The organism is Brevundimonas sp. C43, assembly GCF_030732185.1.
Classification (GTDB): domain Bacteria; phylum Pseudomonadota; class Alphaproteobacteria; order Caulobacterales; family Caulobacteraceae; genus Brevundimonas; species Brevundimonas diminuta_C.
This window is the reverse complement of record NZ_CP132231.1, coordinates 3,210,670-3,225,719: the sequence shown is the minus strand read 5'-3', so window position 1 is coordinate 3,225,719 and position 15,050 is coordinate 3,210,670. Positions and strand designations below refer to the sequence as shown.

Below are 15,050 nucleotides of genomic sequence, written 5' to 3'. Positions count from 1 at the left end.
GGCCTAATCAGGCGGCCTTTTCCATCGACGGATCGACGGCCCACAGAACGCGTGCGGCGGCTTGAACCTCGGCATCGGCCGTCTTTTGCGGGCGGCCGAGCAGATAGCCCTGAACCTCGTCACAGCCTTGGTCACGCAGGAAGGCCAACTGCTCCAGCGTCTCGACGCCCTCAGCCAGGACGGGGATATGCAGGCTCTCGCCCAGGGCCAGGACGGCGCGAATGATGGCGGCCGACTGAGGTCCGCCATCCAGTTCGGACATGAAGGAGCGATCCAGCTTGATCTTGTCGAACGGGAAGGCGCGCAGGGTCGACAGTGACGAATAGCCGGTGCCGAAGTCGTCCATGGCGATGGAGACGCCCAGCAGCTTCAGCTGACGCAGGACGTGGGTCGTGCGCTCCATGTCGGTGATCATGGCCGTCTCGGTGATCTCCAGCTCCAGCCGCGACGGCGACAGGCCGGTTTCGACCAGCACCTGATGCACCAGGCGCGGCAGATCGACGTGGCCCAGCTGGACCGGCGACAGGTTGACGGCGATCTTGTGCGGTTCAGTCCAGCTGGCGGCCTCGGCGCAGGCAGTGCGCAGCACCCATTCGCCGATCGGCAGGATCAGACCGTTCTCTTCGGCCAGAGGAATGAAGTCGGCCGGCGAGATGAAGGTCCCGTCCGGCTGGATCCAGCGCAGCAGCACCTCATAGCCGGTGATGTCGCCGGTATCGACGGCGGCCTGCAGCTGCCAGTTCAGGCTGAACTGGCCCTGATCCAAGGCCTCGCGCATCTGCTGGGCCATGCGGCGGCGATTGCGCACCGCCTCGTCCATTTCTTCTTCGTAGAAGCAGACGTCGGTCCCCAGCGAGGCCTTGGCGCGGTACATGGCCAGGTCCGCGTCATTGATCAGGGCGGACGGGTCGTGGGCGTCGTCGGGCCAGATCGCGATGCCGGTGCTGAGGCCGCAGGCGACCTCCGCATGGTCCAGCACGACCGGGGCGGTGACGGCGTCGCGCAAGCGCGCGACCAGATCCAGGGCGTCGTCCTTGTGCTGGATCGGCACGACGGCGACGAACTCGTCCCCGCCCAGACGTGCGATGAACTCGTCGTGGCGCAGGCAGGCGCGCATCCGTTCGGCGATCTGGATCAGCAGCTGGTCGCCGGCGGCATGGCCGTGAACGTCGTTGACCTCCTTGAACCGGTCCAGGTCCATGGCCAGCAGGGCCACCTTGTTCGAAACGGTCAGGTCGGCGGTCTGGCGCGTCAGCCATTCCAGGAAGGATGAGCGGTTGGGCAGGCCGGTCAAGCTGTCGTTGCGCGCCAGATGGGCGATGCGACGCTCCTGCGCCTGACGCATACGCAGATCACGCACGGCGTAGATCATGACGTGATCCACACCGCAGTCGCGGCGCACGGCGATCTCGACGGGGATGTCCGCCCCGCCCTCGGCGACCAGTTTGGACTGGCTGAGGCCATTGACCGCCAGATCGGCGACGCCGGCGATCCAGCGCGACAGCGGTTCGCCGATCAGGGCGTGGTGGGGAACGCCCGCCAGATCGGCGAAGGCGGCGTTGGCGGCTAGGATGACGCCGTCCTGTTCGACCACCATGCCATCGACGCTGCCCTCGATCAGATGATCCAGGCGCGCCTTGGCCTGAAGCCGGGACTGGACGTCCAGGGCGTGGCTGGCGACGCCGGTGCCCAGCATCATCAATCCGACGGCGGAAACGGCGAAGGCCAAAACCAGATTGGTCGATCCCACAGCGCCCATATCGACCAGCGCCCCGACCGGCACGATCGTCATGGCGGCCATGCCGGTGAAGTGAAGGGCTACGATGCCCAGGACCATCAGCACCACAGGGACGACCTTGCCGGACTGCCGAGCGCGATTGAACGCCAGGGCGCCCAGGACAACCGCCCCCGCCACCGATGTCGCGACATAGCCGGCCGACCAGTGGATGACGGCGTCGGTCGCAAAGGCCGCCATGCCGGTATAGTGCATGGCCACCACGGTCAGGCCGAACAGCACGCCGCCGATCTCGGCCGAGGCGGGCATCCGGCGCGAGGCCACCCACAGCGCCAGCGCGCTGCCGGCGATGGCGACACCCAGGGACAAGCCGGTCAGCACCGGGCCATAGCTGATGGTGACGCCGGGCTCATAGGCGATCATCGCCACGAAATGGGTGCACCAGATCGTCGCCCCGGTCGCCACCGCACCCATAAAGGCCCAGGCCAGACGCGTGCCCTTTTCGGCGGCGCGCAGGCGGCGATACAGGCGGAAGGTGATGATCGAACCGATCAGGCACAGGCCGGCGGCCAACGCGACGAGCCAGAGATTATGGTCGTCGGTCAGGCAGGTGAGAAAGCGCATGAAGCTACAGACCTTGGGGGGACGGTCTGTCGTCGTAGCGGACGTTGCTTAATCAGACGCGCTCGAACAGGCTTAACGAAACGCTACGGCCGTTTTCAGGAGCGGGGCATCTGATAGGGGTTGTTGACGCTGACGGGCGAGCCGGGCGTCAGGCCCAGCTCCTCGAACGACCACTTCAGCTCGACGCCCTGGACCAGGTCCTGCTTGCACTTGTCCTCGTCGATGCGGCGCAGGGTGATGACGGCGCTGCCGCCCTGCAGGCTGACGATCGGGATCAGGTCTTCCTTGGCCGTGCAGCCGTTCGAACTGACCCAGAACACGGCCTGGTCCTTGGTGAAGGCGGCGGCATGGATCGGCTCCAGCGCGCCGGGCATTCCTGCGGTGGAGACGGTGGGCTCGCCGCGGCTGGCGCAGGCGGCCAGGCCCGCCGATGCAGCGGCGATCAAAGCCAAGCGTTTCATGATGGAGTCGCGCAACTGACGACCTCCCCTGCCTCAAAGCCTGAACCGGCCGAGAATGCGCCTGTTCGCCCCTGGAGGGAACAGGGTAAAAAAACGAAAGGCCCCGGACGAATCCGAGGCCCTCCAAACTGAACACTTCAAAGGGACCGCCACGGGGCTCAAACAGCCTGAAGGGCGATAGCCCCCTTGAAGAGAGCTTCGTAGGCTTCGCTTACGAAGCGTAGTATTCGACGACCAGGTTCGGTTCCATCTTCACGGCGTACGGCACGTCCGACAGTTCCGGCACGCGGACGTAGCGAACCGAGAACGAGCGGTCCGACAGTTCCAGGTAATCCGGCACGTCGCGTTCCGACGACTGCTGGGCTTCAAGCACCAGAGCCATGTTGCGCGACTTTTCCTTCACGGTGACGACGTCTTCCGGCTTCACGCGGTAGGAGGCGATGTCGACCTTCTTGCCGTTGACCAAGACGTGGCCGTGGCTGACGAACTGGCGGGCGGCCCAGACGGTCGGGACGAACTTGGCGCGGTAGACGATGGCGTCTAGGCGCGATTCCAGCAGACCGATCAGGTTTTCAGAGGTGTTGCCCTTGCGACGTGCAGCCTCGTCATAGGTCTTGGCGAACTGCTTCTCGGTGATGTTGCCGTAATAGCCCTTCAGCTTCTGCTTGGCCTTCAGTTGCAGACCGAAGTCCGAAACCTTGGACTTGCGACGCTGGCCGTGCTGGCCGGGACCGTAAGAACGCTTGTTGACCGGCGACTTGGAGCGGCCCCACAGGTTCTCACCCATGGCCCGGTCGATCTTGTACTTGGCGCTGTGGCGCTTGGACATTCTATTCTCTTTTCGACGATACGGCCCGGCATCCCCTGGATTGGGAATGCGATCTCAACGGCGGTCCACGCATCTTCCGTCATTCATCCCGGCCCCGCCGAAGCGGACCCATGGAAGGCGGCGCTTATGGCCAGCGAGGGCGGCGGAGTCAAGCACGGCGGGCTGTTAAGCACGATGGAATGGAACGATCCCGTCGCCCCGCCCTTCCTTCGACGCAACCAAACCACGCATGAGGACAAGGAGGAGTGGAATGCAGCCCGAACCCAACAGCTTTCAGACCGGCCTGTCCGACGAGGCCATGCAGACGCTGAAGACGCAGTTGGTCGATCTGGTCGAGCCTTTGAGTGACCACCAGCTGCTGGATCTCGCCGACGGCATCCATGAGATGCTGCGCCAGCGCCGCATGGTCCGCCAGCACCATGCCGAGCGCATGAACGCGCGCACCCGGCACGGCGTGGACCTTCGCATCTAGTCCTTCGCAGACTGCGCTTCTGAGATGAACATGGCGCGGCCTTCGCGGGTCGCGACCTTGCCCAGGCCCGGGAACGGGAAATGATAGGCGTAGATGTGGGCGCCGGAGTTGCGCAGCGCCGTCACCTCGTCCAGCCGCGCCTTTAGGCCCGCCGCCTGATCGTCGTCATAGCCGACCTTCCAGTCCGGATGTTCCACCGACAGAATCCAGTGGTGCATCAGGTCGCCGGTGTACAGCAGCTGGTTCTGGCCGTCGGCGATCAGATAGGCGACGTGCCCCGGCGTATGACCGGCCGTGTCCTGAGACTGGACGCCCGGCGCGACCTCGCCGCCCGGCGCGAAGGCCTGGACCTTTGGCGTGATGATCCGCACCAGATCGGCCAGTTCGGGATTGGCGCGGATGGACGTCCATTCCGCCTGCGACATACGGATCGCCGCATTGGGGAAGGCCAGGCCGCCATTGCGGATCAGGCCGCCGACATGGTCCGGGTGGCCGTGCGAGATCAGCACGTCGGTGATCGAGGCCGGATCGACGCCCGCCTTTTGCAGGCTGTCCATCAACTGGCCTTTGCCCTCGCCCAGGCCCGTGTCGAACAGCATCGTGCGGGCGCCGTTCCTGACCAGAAGCGGATGGATCTCCAGCATGATCGGATCAGCCGGCTGTCCGGCGGCGGTAAGGGGCGCGGCGACCGCCTGCGGCGTCAGGCCGACGCCGAAAGTCTGGTTGTCGTTCTTGACCGGGTTCTCGCCGTCGAACAGGGCGATGGCGTCCAGCGCGCCGATCTTGAAGCGATAGGCCGGCTTCTCGGCCGGGGCCGCGACGGTCTGGGTGGGGTTGGGCGGCGCGGGATCGCCGGGCTTCTGCGCATCCGCCTGGGGGTTGCAGGCCGCCAGCATCAGAGCCGCGAAAGCAGCCCCCGTCATCATCATCCGCATCGCTTCGATCTCCGTTTGTGATGACGCAATCGAAAACGCCCGCCGGAGGTTCCGGCGGGCGTCGTCATCTCTCGATCTCTGGGCTGAGCCGGCCTTATTTGGCGGCGGCGTAGAGTTCGTTGACCTTGTTCCAGTTCACCACCGTCCAGAACGACTTCAGATAGTCGGCGCGGCGGTTCTGATATTTCAGATAGTAGGCGTGCTCCCACACGTCGGCGCCCAGAATGACCTCGCCGCGCTCGTCCACGACGTCCATCAGCGGATTGTCCTGGTTCGGGGTCGAGGTGATCTTCAGCTTGCCGTTCTGCACGATCAGCCAGGCCCATCCGGAACCAAACTGGGCGGCGCCGGCGGCGTTGAAGTCTTCCTTGAACTTGTCCATGCCGCCCAGATCGGCGTCGATGGCGGCCTTCAGTTCGGCCGAGGGCTCGCCCGCCTGATCGGCCGGGGCCAGCAGTTCCCAGAACAGGCTGTGGTTCCAGTGACCGCCGCCGTTGTTGCGCACGGCCTTGGGCGCGGTGGAGATGCTGGTGAAGATTTCCTCCAGCGACTTGCCCTTCAGGTTTTCGTCGGCGTCGACGGCCTTGTTCAGGTTGTCGACATAGGTCTGGTGGTGCTTGTCGTGGTGGAAGGTCATCGTCTCCTTGTCGATGGCCGGCTCCAGCGCGTCATAGGCGTAGGGCAGCGGGGGCAGGGTGAAGGCCATGTCAGTCTCCTGAAGACGGGTTTGTTCCTGAACCCCATTTAGGGGCTATGGCGTCTGACCCAAGCGATTTCATCGCCTTTTTGTTCAGCTTGGCCATTTGCATTGACCCATGATGCGCGCGATTGTCCGCCCGTCAATCGGAGGCTGTCATGTCGCGTATCGGATTTATCGCCCTGCTGGCGCTGGCCGTTTCAGGAAGCGGTTGCGCCGGCTTCGAGGCGCTGGACAAGGCGGCGGCGGATATGGCGAGTCAAGCCCCGACCTGTACCCAAGACCCCGCGATCGGCGCGGACAATCATGGCGGTAAGACATGCAGCGTCAATCACACGGTTTGGTCTTCGACGACGACGACCATCGAGGAGACAGGCAAGGCGCCCGTCACCACCCGCACCATCAAGACGCCCTCGGGAACCACGACCGAGCTTGTGCCGACGCCCTGACCAGACCAGGCTAGGCGGCTGGCAAGTTTGCCTTCAGGCAATCGCGAACGGCGCGCTTCACATCACCCGGCGCATTGGGCTCGTCCACGCCCTCGGCCGCGAAGACGGCGCGGACGGCGGCGTCCAGCCCCTTGGGCAAGGCCTCGATAACCCGCTTCTGCCCCTTGGCGTGCAGGCAATAGCCCACCTCGCGGCACAGGGCGGAAAACATCGGTTCGTAGGGATCGGAAGCGCTCATGTCGGCCCTGTAGCATCGCTGACGGCTCAGGTCTTCAAGCGTTCGGCATGGAAGGCGATGTGGTCGGCGATGAAGCTGGCCATAAAGAAGTAGGAGTGGTCGTAGCCGGGTTGCATTCGGATCGTGACCTTCTGGCCGGCGGCGTTGGCGGCGGCTTTGAGGAGTTCCGGCTTCAGCTGGTCGGTCAGGAAGCTGTCGGCGTCCCCCTGGTCGATCAGGATGTCATCGAAGACGCCCTTCGCCGCGCCGGCTTCGATCAGCTTGGCGGCGTCGTGGCGGTCCCAGGCGGCGCGGTCGTCTCCAAGGTAGGCGGTGAAGGCCTTTTCACCCCAGGCGCACCGGGTGGGCGAGCAGATCGGCGCAAAGGCGGAGACCGAACGGAACAGGCCGGGGTGGTTCAGCGCCAGGGTCAGGGCGCCGTGGCCGCCCATCGAATGGCCGCTGATCGAGCGGACGCCCGTGGTCGCAAACTCGGCGTCGATCAGGGCGATCAGTTCCTCGGTGACATAGGTCTCCATGCGGAAATGCGGCGCCCAGGGCGCCTGCGTCGCATCCAGATAGAAGCCCGCGCCCTGACCCAGGTCATAGGCGGGATCGTCGGCGACGCCTTCTCCGCGCGGGCTGGTGTCGGGCGCCACGATGATGACGCCATGTTCGGCGGCGGCCTGGTAGGCCCCCGCCTTGGTGGTGAAGTTATCCTCGGTGCAAGTCAGACCCGACAGCCAGAACAGCATCGGGAAAGGCCCCTCCCCGCCCGGAACGAAGACCGACAGCGTCATCGGCGTGCCAGTCGCCGTGCTGTCGTGCTTCAGATAGCGCAGGGTTCCGCCGTGGACGGCGTGGCTCTTTGTGGTCTGCAAGGTCATGACTTCTGGCTAGTGCAACCGGCCGATGTCCGCAACGCGCGAAGCTCGTGATAGAGTTGGCGCGCGACCGACCATGAGGATCAAAAGATGATCACTGTCACCGCTTTCAAATGGGTTCCGCCCTTCGCCGCCGGACAAGTTCGGGATCACCGCGTGCGATGGATCCTGAACGAGGCGGGCTGGGCCTATGAAATCCGGTTGCTGGATGCAGTGGACCAGAAGTCGGCGGAATGCCGCGCGCTTCAGCCGTTCGGTCAGGTGCCGACGCTGGAGGAGGACGGCCGCGCTCCGATGTTCGAGAGCGGCGCCATCGTCTGGGACATCGCCGAACGAGCGGGCGTGTTGATCCCGTCCGATCCGGTGATGCGAGCGCAGGTTCTGACCTGGTATTTCGCCGCCTTCAACAGCGTCGAAGGCGCGCTGATCAACGTCAGCGAGGCCGAATTTTTCCTGCCCGACGAAGCGGCCAAGGCGGCGCGGCGGCCGCAGGTTCTGCCCTTCGCCGAAAAGCGATTATCCGAGCTCCAGCACGCGCTGGGCGACCGTCTGTGGCTGGTCGGAGAAACCTTCACGGTCGCCGACCTGATGATGAGTTCAGTCCTGAAGATCGCCGCATCGCTGGACATGTTAAAGGCCTATCCCGCGCTGCAGGCCTATTTCGACCGCTGCCTGGATCGCCCGGCCTATCGAAAGGCCGTCGCGGACCAGTGTGCGACCATCGCCGCACATGGCCCGCGCGACATGCGATACCGTGAGGCCCAAGCCGCCGGCTGACGCCCCTCACCCCACCCGGTGCATGGCGCAGATCTTGTTGCCCGAAGGGTCGCGCAGATAGGCCAGGATCATTGGGCCGGAGGGGCCCTTGCGTTCGCCGGGCGGGTCCTCGATGGCGCGACCGCCGGCGGCGACGCCGGCGTCGTGGAAGGCCTGAACCATCTCGGCCGTCTTGGCGTGAAAACCGATGGTGCCGCCGTTGGCGTGGCAGGCCGGCTCGCCGTCGATCGGCGCGCCGATCGCAAAGGCGCCCATGCGGGTGCGCCACCAGTAACGGCCCTTGGGGTCCGGCCCCTGGCCCGGCTCGACGCCCAGGGCGCCGAGCGCGGCGTCGTAGAACCGGCGCGACGCTTCGATGTCGTTGGCGCCGACGGTGACGTGGGTGAACATGGTCAGACCTCCCTCTTTCAGTCCGTTTTCTTAAACAACGAACCCGGCGACGCGCAAGGCGTCAGAACACCACGACCGAGCGGATGCTCTTGCCCTCGTGCATCAGGTCAAAGGCCTTGTTGATGTCGTCCAGGGCGAAGGTGTGGGTGATCATCGGGTCGATCTCGATCTTGCCGTCCATGTACCAGTCGACGATCTTGGGCGTGTCGGTGCGGCCGCGCGCGCCGCCGAAGGCCGAACCGCGCCAGACGCGACCGGTGACCAACTGGAACGGGCGGGTGGCGATCTCCTTGCCGGATTCGGCGACGCCGATGACGACGCTTTCGCCCCAGCCGCGGTGGCAGGCTTCCAGCGCCTGACGCATGACCACGGTGTTGCCGGTGCAGTCGAAGGTGTAATCCGCGCCGCCGTCGGTCAGCTGGACCAGATGGGCCACCACGTCCGGCACATCCTTGGGATTGACGAAATGGGTCATGCCGAAGCGACGGCCCCATTCTTCCTTGTCGCCATTGATGTCCACGCCGACGATCATGTCGGCGCCGACCATCTTCAAGCCCTGGATGACGTTCAGGCCGATGCCGCCCAGGCCGAAGACGACGCAGTTGGCGCCCGGCTCGACCTTGGCCGTGTTGACCACGGCGCCGACGCCGGTGGTCACGCCGCAGCCGACGTAGCAGGCCTTGTCGAAGGGCGCGTCCTTCCTGATCTTGGCCACCGCGATCTCGGGCAGGACGGTGTAGTTCGAGAAGGTCGAGCAGCCCATATAGTGGGCGATGGCCTGACCCTTGTAGCTGAAGCGGCTGGTGCCGTCGGGCATGACGCCCTTGCCCTGAGTGCCGCGAATGGCGGTGCACAGGTTGGTCTTGCGCGACAGGCACGACTTACACTGGCGGCACTCCGGCGTGTACAGCGGGATGACGTGATCGCCGACCGCGACCGAGGTGACGCCCGGCCCCACCTCGACCACCACGCCCGCGCCCTCGTGCCCCAGGATCGAGGGGAAGACGCCCTCGGAGTCCAGGCCGTCCAGCGTATAGGCGTCGGTGTGGCAGATGCCGGTGGCCTTGATCTCGATCAGCACCTCGCCGGCGCGCGGCCCCTCCAGATCGACCTCGACGATTTCGAGCGGACGTTTGGCTTCGAACGCAACGGCGGCGCGGGTTCTCATGATCTTATATCCTCCGGAGGCCCCTATCGCTCGCCGCGCGGCGGCTCGCTGCTTGAGGGGATTTGCGCCCCTTGTACGCCGCGCCGCGCCTTGCCGAAACGGCGACAACCGCAAAACATTATTGTCACGTTGCAACAATCATGATCGAACGTCCCGATGAGCCGCTGGGACGGGATCGACGAATTCACCGCTGTCGCCGAACAGGCCAGCTTCTCGGCCGCCGCGCGGCGCCTTGGCCTATCGACCTCGGCCGTCAGCCGCGAGATCGCCCGGCTGGAAGACCGGCTGCAGACCCGCCTGCTCCACCGCACCACCCGCCGGGTCGAGCTGACCGACGCGGGCCGCGACTTCCTGGCCCGCTGTCGCCGCCTGATCGACGAACGCGACGAGGCTTTGGCCGCGGTCCAGCCCGATGATCAGGCCCCGCGCGGCCTGCTGCGCATGACCTGTTCGGTCTCCTATGGCGAGCGTTTCATCGCCCCGGCCGTCAACGCCTTCGCGCGCCAGAACCCCGAGCTGCGGATCGAGCTGGATCTCGACAACCGCCTGCGCGATCTGGTCGGCGACGGCTATGATCTGGCGGTCCGGTTCGGCCATCTGACCGACTCGCGGCTGATGGCCCGACGGCTGGCCTCGCGGCGGCTGATCCTGTGCGCCAGCCCCGACTATCTGGCGCGTCGCGGCGCCCCGCGCGACCTGTCCGAGATCCCCAGCCACGACGGCCTGATCGGCTCGGCCGAGCACTGGCGCTTCACCGAGGCCGGGAGAGAGGTGACTTTGCGCCCCTCCGGCCGCTGGAGCTGCAACTCCGGCGCGGCGGTGCTGGACGCCGCCTTACAGGGGCTGGGCCTGTGCCAGCTGCCCGACTTCTACGTCGCCGAAGCACTGGCTTCGGGCGCCCTCGCCTCCCTGCTGGACGACCAACGCCCGCCCGACGAAGGCGTCTGGGCCGTCCACCCCCACCCTCGCCACGTCCCGCCCAAGGTCCGCGCCATGATCGACTGGCTGCACGACCGTCTCGCCCAAAGGAGCCCAGCATGAACCTCGTCGTCCTGACCGGAGCCGGCATATCGGCCGAGAGCGGGGTGCCGACGTTTCGGGCGTCGGACGGGTTGTGGTGCGGGCATCGGGTCGAGGACGTGGCGACGCCCGAAGGCTATGCGGCCGATCCAGCGCTGGTACAGGACTTCTACAATCAGCGGCGGCGGCAGTTGGCCGAGGTCCAGCCGAATGCGGCGCACCGGGCGCTGGCGGACCTGGCGGCGCGTTGGGAATGCGACTTCCTGGTGGTGACGCAGAACGTCGATGATCTGCACGACCGGGCGCATGAAGCGACGCCGCCCGCCGCCGGGTTCGAGCTGATCCATATGCACGGCGAACTGCTGAAGGGCCGCTGCACCCGGTCGGACGTGGTGATGGACTGGGCCGGGGACATGGCGGCGGACGAAGCCTCGCCGCATCATCCTGAAGGCGTCACGCGGCCGCACATCGTCTGGTTCGGGGAGATGCCGCTTCAGATGGAGCGGATCGAGCGGGCGCTGGAGGCCTGCGACCTGTTCGTGTCCATCGGCACGTCGGGCGCGGTCTATCCGGCGGCGGGGTTCGTGCAGGCGGCGCGGTATGCCGTGGCGCGGACGGTCGAGATCAACCTGGAGCCGACGTCGGGGGCGCGCCTGTTCGACGAAGGCGTTTACGGGCCGGCGACGCAGGCCGTGCCGGCCTTCTTCGACACGCTGTAGAGACGAAAACGGCGGCCGCTGCGAGGGCGGCCGCCGTTGCGGTGTTCGAGGTCGAGGCGGCTTAGGCCAGGACGACGATGGTCACGCGGCGGTTCTGCGAACGGCCCTCGGGCGTGTCGTTCGAGGCCACCGGCTGTTCCTGGCCATAGGAGATGGTGGCCATGCGGTTCAGGGCGACGCCCTGGCGGTTCAGGAAGCGACGCACGGCCTCGGCGCGTTGCTCGCCCAGCTGGTCGTTATGCTCGGGCGTGCCGGTCGAGTCGGTGTAGCCCTGGATTTCCAGATAGACGTTCTTGTTCTCGCCCTGCAGACGCTGGGCGAACTGGGCCAGGCGCTGCTCGGCCTCGGGCGACAGGGCCGCCGCGTCGGTGGGGAATTTCACGGAATCGTCCGACAGCACGACCTGATAGAGGAACTTGCCCTCGGCCAGTTTGTGCGCGTCGTTGGCGCGTTGCAGGGCCTGGCCTGCGGTGCCTTCGACGGTGGTCACGCGGTTGTCGACGACTTCGACCTGATCACGCACGAAACGATGGCTGGCGCAGCCGCTGGCCGCAAAGCCGAGGGCGATGAGGGCGCCGCCGACGACCGCCGTCCTGAGTTTCGATCTGCTCAAGTTCTGTCTCCTTCTTGCCGGGAGCGCCACACCCAGTTCATGCGCAAGATGAAAATGGCGTATGAGACAAGGCGGAGTAATGACGCGCTTTGGGCGGCATCATGTCAGCTTGACTATAAGAAGACGGAATATTCGCGTTATTCTTGCACGAGGATGGAACCATCGCTCCAGTGAAGACGTTGCGCCGCCGACGGCTGATGCCGGAGGGCGGACACGCTCATCTATCGCCGCCCTGCGCCGTCGCGCGGTTGTAGTCACGACGACGCCACTTTCCTGACGCGACCGAATGTTTTCAACGGGGCCTGTCGGTTTTTTACAGGCGTTTTGTCCCGATGACCATGCGGCGGCGTGTTCAACTCCCATCACGGATCGGCGATTGAGCGCGGCGCGCACACGGCGCTGGGTGCTGGCGGCGACGCCGATCCTGGCCGCGCATCTGGGGCTGGCGCTGCTGATGCACGGCCAGGCGGAGCCGATCGTCGAGGCGCCGCAGACGCCGCCCATGATGATCGAACTGGTCGAGCCGCCCCCGCGGCCTCCGCCGCCGCCCGCGCGCGTGATCGCGCCCGATCTCTCGCCAAAGCCCGACGCGCCGGCCGCCGCCGCCCAGGCGGCTGCGCCGCCCAAGCCCGCGCCCCAGCGGCGACCGCCGGCCGTGGCGGCGGCGCGACCGCGATTGGTGGTGAGCAAACGCCCGCCCGACGTCGAACCCCTGCCTGCCGCGCCCGCCCCGCCGGGTCCGCCCCTGCCCCTGCTGGGCGCGACCCAGATCGCCGGCGCCATGACGGTCGGCGCAGGTCCGGGCGGCGGCGGCGGAACGGGCGTCGGCGGCTCGGGCGGCTCGGGCGGGACTGGCGCCGGTTCAGGCTCGGGCGGAGGATCGTGCGACATGGTGCGCTGGGTTCAGGACGCGGTGCGCGACGACCAGGCCGTGCGCCGCGCCGTCATCGCCGCGTCCCAGGACATGGATGCGAACGGACGCGCCATCCTGGTCTGGAACGGTGACTGGCTGCAAAGCCGCAACCAGGCGGGCAAGGGTCTGGCGGGCGTGCGCCAGGCCATCGCCCTGGAAGTCGCCTTCGCCCCGGCCGAGTGCAAGAGCCAGCGCATGACGGGCCTGGCCGTGCTGAAGCTGGAAGACCGCCCCGGCGGCGCGCAGCTCGCGTTGGGCAAGGGCAGCTGGCGCTGGTCGGACCTGCTGGGCGCGAGCTGATACCCCAAACGTCCATTCAGACGGTCGCATCGGAAAAACACCGTCTATTTCGTCTAATTCGTCTGATTTCTCTCTCCCCGACTATGCGATGTGTTTCGTGCGGACGAACGGAGACAGGATCGCACGGCTTAGAAGCGTGGGCAGGAAGATCACGCCGTCGGTCGATAGAGGATTGAAAATATTGGACTGACCTCGGGCGAATAGGATGGCCGGCCTCTTGGTGATCGTGCGTCGAGCGGAGCGAAACTGGAGGATCACGAAAGAAAGACGCGCGCGCGGTTGCGCTCCCCTCGCCGGACACGCACCTAGCCTGCCATGCCCGTCTCTCCCGACTATCGCCCCGAACCGAGCTTTTTTGATTTGGGCGCGGACTATGCCGATGCGGTTCAGGCCGCGGATTTTCCGCAGACGATCGTGCGGTTTCGCAACGACCGCGCGGCGGCCGAGGTCGGGCTGGAGGGGCTGAGCGAGGCGGAATGGATCGCGGCCTTCGGCCGGTTCGAGCCTCTGCCGGGTCAGCCCGGTCCGATCGCCATGCGCTATCACGGGCATCAGTTCCGGCACTACAATCCCGATCTGGGCGACGGGCGCGGGTTCCTGGCGGCGCAGATGCGCGCTCAAGCAACGAGCGACCGCGTCGCGAGTGATAGCGCTCAAGGCCGGCTGCTCGACCTGGGAACCAAAGGCTCTGGCCAGACGCCCTGGTCGCGTGGAGGCGATGGGCGGCTGACGCTGAAGGGCGGGGTGCGCGAGGTGCTGGCGGCGACGATGCTGGAGGCGCAAGGCGTCCCGACCAGCCGCGCCTTTTCGCTGATCGAGACTGGCGAGGCGCTGGAGCGCGGGGACGAGCCGTCGCCGACCCGGTCGGCCGTCCTGGTGCGGCTGTCGCACAGCCATGTGCGGTTCGGGACATTCCAGCGCGCGGCCTATCTGGGGCGCAAGGACCAGATCGAGGCGCTGATCGAACACGTGCGCAGTCTGTATCACCCAAACGTGGCGGCCGGTGATGCGCCCGGTCTGCTGACCGCCATCGTCGAGGCCTCGGCGAAACTGACGGCGCGGTGGATCGCCGCCGGCTTCGTGCACGGGGTTCTGAACACCGACAATCTGAACGTCACGGGCGAGAGCTTCGACTACGGCCCCTGGCGGTTCCTGCCCGAATACGACCCGGCCTTCACCGCCGCCTATTTTGACCAGACGGGCCTTTACGCCTTCGCACGCCAGCCGGAGGCGGTGTTCTGGAACCTGACGCAGCTAGCCGGGTGCCTGAAACTGGTCGCCGAGGTCGAGCCGTTGACGGATGCGCTGAACGGATTCGGTCCCGCCTATATCCGTGAACTGCGGGCCGCCTTTTTGATGCGGCTGGGCGTCCACAGCCTGGGCGAGGCGGCGGATCAGCGGCTGGTCGATACGACCCTGGCCCTGTTGCGGGACGGGGGAGCCGCCCTGAGGTGGGAGCCGCTGTTCTTCGACTGGTTCGGCGGCTTCGCCTCCTCGGCCCGCGCCCTGTCGGGACCGCGCGCGAAATCGTATCAGGGCGAGGCCTTCGACGCCTTCCGCTTTGCGTTGATGGAACACGAACCGGACCGGATCGAACGGCTGGAACATCCGATGTTCGCCGCGCGCGAACCGGAAGAGATGCTGATCGGCGAGGTCGAGGCGATCTGGGCCGCCATCGCCGACGCCGACGACTGGGTGCACTTCCAGGCCAAGCTCGAGCGGCTGGAGGCGGCGCGTCTGGCCTGGGGCTTTACGGCCTGACGCCGAACCTTACGAAAGCTTCATCTCGTTTATCGATAATGTCCTTGCCCGTTTATCGATAAATCCATATCGATAGTCACCAAGGC

At 66.3% G+C, this 15,050-nt stretch carries 17 protein-coding genes; 7 read left to right on the top strand and 10 right to left on the bottom strand.

Features of this window, described 5'->3' with window-relative positions; genetic code table 11:
• Positions 1-7: 7 nt before the first annotated feature.
• From Q9R14_RS16215 to rpsD, 3 genes are all read right to left on the bottom strand, one after another.
• Positions 8-2,359, bottom strand: a complete 2,352-nt coding sequence (locus Q9R14_RS16215; protein WP_306003054.1) for a bifunctional diguanylate cyclase/phosphodiesterase — start codon at positions 2,357-2,359, stop codon at positions 8-10.
• 95 nt (positions 2,360-2,454) lie between these two features.
• Positions 2,455-2,820, bottom strand: a complete 366-nt coding sequence (locus Q9R14_RS16210; protein ID WP_055753328.1) for a hypothetical protein — start codon at positions 2,818-2,820, stop codon at positions 2,455-2,457.
• A 211-nt stretch (positions 2,821-3,031) separates the two neighbouring features.
• On the bottom strand, positions 3,032-3,649 hold the full coding sequence (gene rpsD / locus Q9R14_RS16205) for a 30S ribosomal protein S4 (protein WP_017504690.1): 618 nt from the start codon (positions 3,647-3,649) through the stop codon (positions 3,032-3,034).
• A gap of 250 nt (positions 3,650-3,899) precedes the next feature.
• On the opposite strand from rpsD, the gene Q9R14_RS16200 reads away from it, so the two are divergent.
• Positions 3,900-4,121 carry a hypothetical protein gene (locus tag Q9R14_RS16200; RefSeq protein ID WP_039244262.1) on the top strand — a complete coding sequence of 74 codons (222 nt, stop codon included), beginning with the start codon at positions 3,900-3,902 and terminating at the stop codon, positions 4,119-4,121.
• Here the strand turns inward: Q9R14_RS16200 and Q9R14_RS16195 are convergent.
• The gene (locus Q9R14_RS16195; protein ID WP_306003053.1) at positions 4,118-5,056 is read right to left on the bottom strand and encodes an MBL fold metallo-hydrolase; all 939 of its coding nucleotides are present in this window, start codon (positions 5,054-5,056) and stop codon (positions 4,118-4,120) included. The two genes, Q9R14_RS16200 and Q9R14_RS16195, sit on opposite strands and share 4 nt — an antisense overlap.
• A gap of 94 nt (positions 5,057-5,150) precedes the next feature.
• Positions 5,151-5,762, bottom strand: coding sequence for a superoxide dismutase (locus Q9R14_RS16190; RefSeq protein WP_017504687.1), 612 nt, complete (start codon positions 5,760-5,762; stop codon positions 5,151-5,153).
• A gap of 149 nt (positions 5,763-5,911) precedes the next feature.
• On the opposite strand from Q9R14_RS16190, the gene Q9R14_RS16185 reads away from it, so the two are divergent.
• Entirely contained in the window at positions 5,912-6,202 is a 291-nt protein-coding gene (locus Q9R14_RS16185) for a hypothetical protein (protein WP_306003052.1), read from the top strand.
• A gap of 10 nt (positions 6,203-6,212) precedes the next feature.
• Here the strand turns inward: Q9R14_RS16185 and Q9R14_RS16180 are convergent, their stop codons facing one another.
• Both Q9R14_RS16180 and fghA read right to left on the bottom strand, forming a co-directional pair.
• A complete protein-coding gene (locus tag Q9R14_RS16180) occupies positions 6,213-6,440 on the bottom strand; it encodes a hypothetical protein (protein ID WP_184279343.1) in 228 nt (75 codons plus the stop codon).
• 26 nt (positions 6,441-6,466) lie between these two features.
• Positions 6,467-7,306, bottom strand: a complete 840-nt coding sequence (gene fghA, locus Q9R14_RS16175) for an S-formylglutathione hydrolase (protein ID WP_306003051.1) — start codon at positions 7,304-7,306, stop codon at positions 6,467-6,469.
• Between the two features lie 87 nt (positions 7,307-7,393).
• On the opposite strand from fghA, the gene Q9R14_RS16170 reads away from it, so the two are divergent.
• A complete protein-coding gene (locus Q9R14_RS16170; RefSeq protein ID WP_306003050.1) occupies positions 7,394-8,080 on the top strand; it encodes a glutathione S-transferase family protein in 687 nt (228 codons plus the stop codon).
• A 6-nt stretch (positions 8,081-8,086) separates the two neighbouring features.
• Here the strand turns inward: Q9R14_RS16170 and Q9R14_RS16165 are convergent, their stop codons facing one another.
• Entirely contained in the window at positions 8,087-8,470 is a 384-nt protein-coding gene (locus Q9R14_RS16165; protein ID WP_306003049.1) for a VOC family protein, read from the bottom strand.
• Between the two features lie 61 nt (positions 8,471-8,531).
• Positions 8,532-9,638 (bottom strand): S-(hydroxymethyl)glutathione dehydrogenase/class III alcohol dehydrogenase, encoded by a 1,107-nt coding sequence (locus Q9R14_RS16160; protein ID WP_306003048.1) that lies wholly within the window; start codon positions 9,636-9,638, stop codon positions 8,532-8,534.
• A gap of 156 nt (positions 9,639-9,794) precedes the next feature.
• Here Q9R14_RS16160 and Q9R14_RS16155 point away from each other — a divergent pair, with 156 nt between their 5' ends.
• Both Q9R14_RS16155 and Q9R14_RS16150 read left to right on the top strand, forming a co-directional pair.
• On the top strand, positions 9,795-10,679 hold the full coding sequence (locus Q9R14_RS16155) for a LysR family transcriptional regulator (RefSeq protein ID WP_242077208.1): 885 nt from the start codon (positions 9,795-9,797) through the stop codon (positions 10,677-10,679).
• The gene (locus tag Q9R14_RS16150) at positions 10,676-11,377 is read left to right on the top strand and encodes an NAD-dependent deacylase (RefSeq protein ID WP_306003047.1); all 702 of its coding nucleotides are present in this window, start codon (positions 10,676-10,678) and stop codon (positions 11,375-11,377) included. The genes Q9R14_RS16155 and Q9R14_RS16150 overlap by 4 nt, the downstream gene beginning before the upstream one ends.
• A gap of 61 nt (positions 11,378-11,438) precedes the next feature.
• Here Q9R14_RS16150 and Q9R14_RS16145 read toward each other — a convergent pair whose 3' ends face one another.
• Positions 11,439-11,990: an OmpA family protein gene (locus tag Q9R14_RS16145; RefSeq protein ID WP_039244254.1), complete on the bottom strand. Its 552-nt coding sequence runs from the start codon at positions 11,988-11,990 to the stop codon at positions 11,439-11,441.
• 376 nt (positions 11,991-12,366) lie between these two features.
• Between Q9R14_RS16145 and Q9R14_RS16140 the strand changes: the two genes are divergently transcribed.
• Both Q9R14_RS16140 and Q9R14_RS16135 read left to right on the top strand, forming a co-directional pair.
• Positions 12,367-13,203 carry a hypothetical protein gene (locus Q9R14_RS16140; protein ID WP_306003046.1) on the top strand — a complete coding sequence of 279 codons (837 nt, stop codon included), beginning with the start codon at positions 12,367-12,369 and terminating at the stop codon, positions 13,201-13,203.
• A gap of 315 nt (positions 13,204-13,518) precedes the next feature.
• Entirely contained in the window at positions 13,519-14,964 is a 1,446-nt protein-coding gene (locus Q9R14_RS16135) for a protein adenylyltransferase SelO family protein (protein ID WP_306003045.1), read from the top strand.
• The last annotated feature ends 86 nt before the right edge of the window (positions 14,965-15,050 follow it).

Excerpts from the sequence above, each read along its gene's own strand:
- fghA (WP_306003051.1), bottom strand. The coding sequence starts at position 7,306 with ATGACCTTGCAGACCACAAAGAGCCACGCCGTCCACGGCGGAACCCTG.
- Q9R14_RS16215 (WP_306003054.1), bottom strand. The coding sequence starts at position 2,359 with ATGCGCTTTCTCACCTGCCTGACCGACGACCATAATCTCTGGCTCGTC.
- Q9R14_RS16160 (WP_306003048.1), bottom strand. The coding sequence starts at position 9,638 with ATGAGAACCCGCGCCGCCGTTGCGTTCGAAGCCAAACGTCCGCTCGAA.
- Q9R14_RS16155 (WP_242077208.1), top strand. The coding sequence starts at position 9,795 with ATGAGCCGCTGGGACGGGATCGACGAATTCACCGCTGTCGCCGAACAG.
- Q9R14_RS16210 (WP_055753328.1), bottom strand. The coding sequence starts at position 2,820 with ATGAAACGCTTGGCTTTGATCGCCGCTGCATCGGCGGGCCTGGCCGCC.
- Q9R14_RS16170 (WP_306003050.1), top strand. The coding sequence starts at position 7,394 with ATGATCACTGTCACCGCTTTCAAATGGGTTCCGCCCTTCGCCGCCGGA.
- rpsD (WP_017504690.1), bottom strand. The coding sequence starts at position 3,649 with ATGTCCAAGCGCCACAGCGCCAAGTACAAGATCGACCGGGCCATGGGT.
- Q9R14_RS16135 (WP_306003045.1), top strand. The coding sequence starts at position 13,519 with ATGCCCGTCTCTCCCGACTATCGCCCCGAACCGAGCTTTTTTGATTTG.
- Q9R14_RS16185 (WP_306003052.1), top strand. The coding sequence starts at position 5,912 with ATGTCGCGTATCGGATTTATCGCCCTGCTGGCGCTGGCCGTTTCAGGA.
- Q9R14_RS16150 (WP_306003047.1), top strand. The coding sequence starts at position 10,676 with ATGAACCTCGTCGTCCTGACCGGAGCCGGCATATCGGCCGAGAGCGGG.
- Q9R14_RS16180 (WP_184279343.1), bottom strand. The coding sequence starts at position 6,440 with ATGAGCGCTTCCGATCCCTACGAACCGATGTTTTCCGCCCTGTGCCGC.
- Q9R14_RS16200 (WP_039244262.1), top strand. The coding sequence starts at position 3,900 with ATGCAGCCCGAACCCAACAGCTTTCAGACCGGCCTGTCCGACGAGGCC.
- Q9R14_RS16190 (WP_017504687.1), bottom strand. The coding sequence starts at position 5,762 with ATGGCCTTCACCCTGCCCCCGCTGCCCTACGCCTATGACGCGCTGGAG.
- Q9R14_RS16165 (WP_306003049.1), bottom strand. The coding sequence starts at position 8,470 with ATGTTCACCCACGTCACCGTCGGCGCCAACGACATCGAAGCGTCGCGC.
- Q9R14_RS16195 (WP_306003053.1), bottom strand. The coding sequence starts at position 5,056 with ATGCGGATGATGATGACGGGGGCTGCTTTCGCGGCTCTGATGCTGGCG.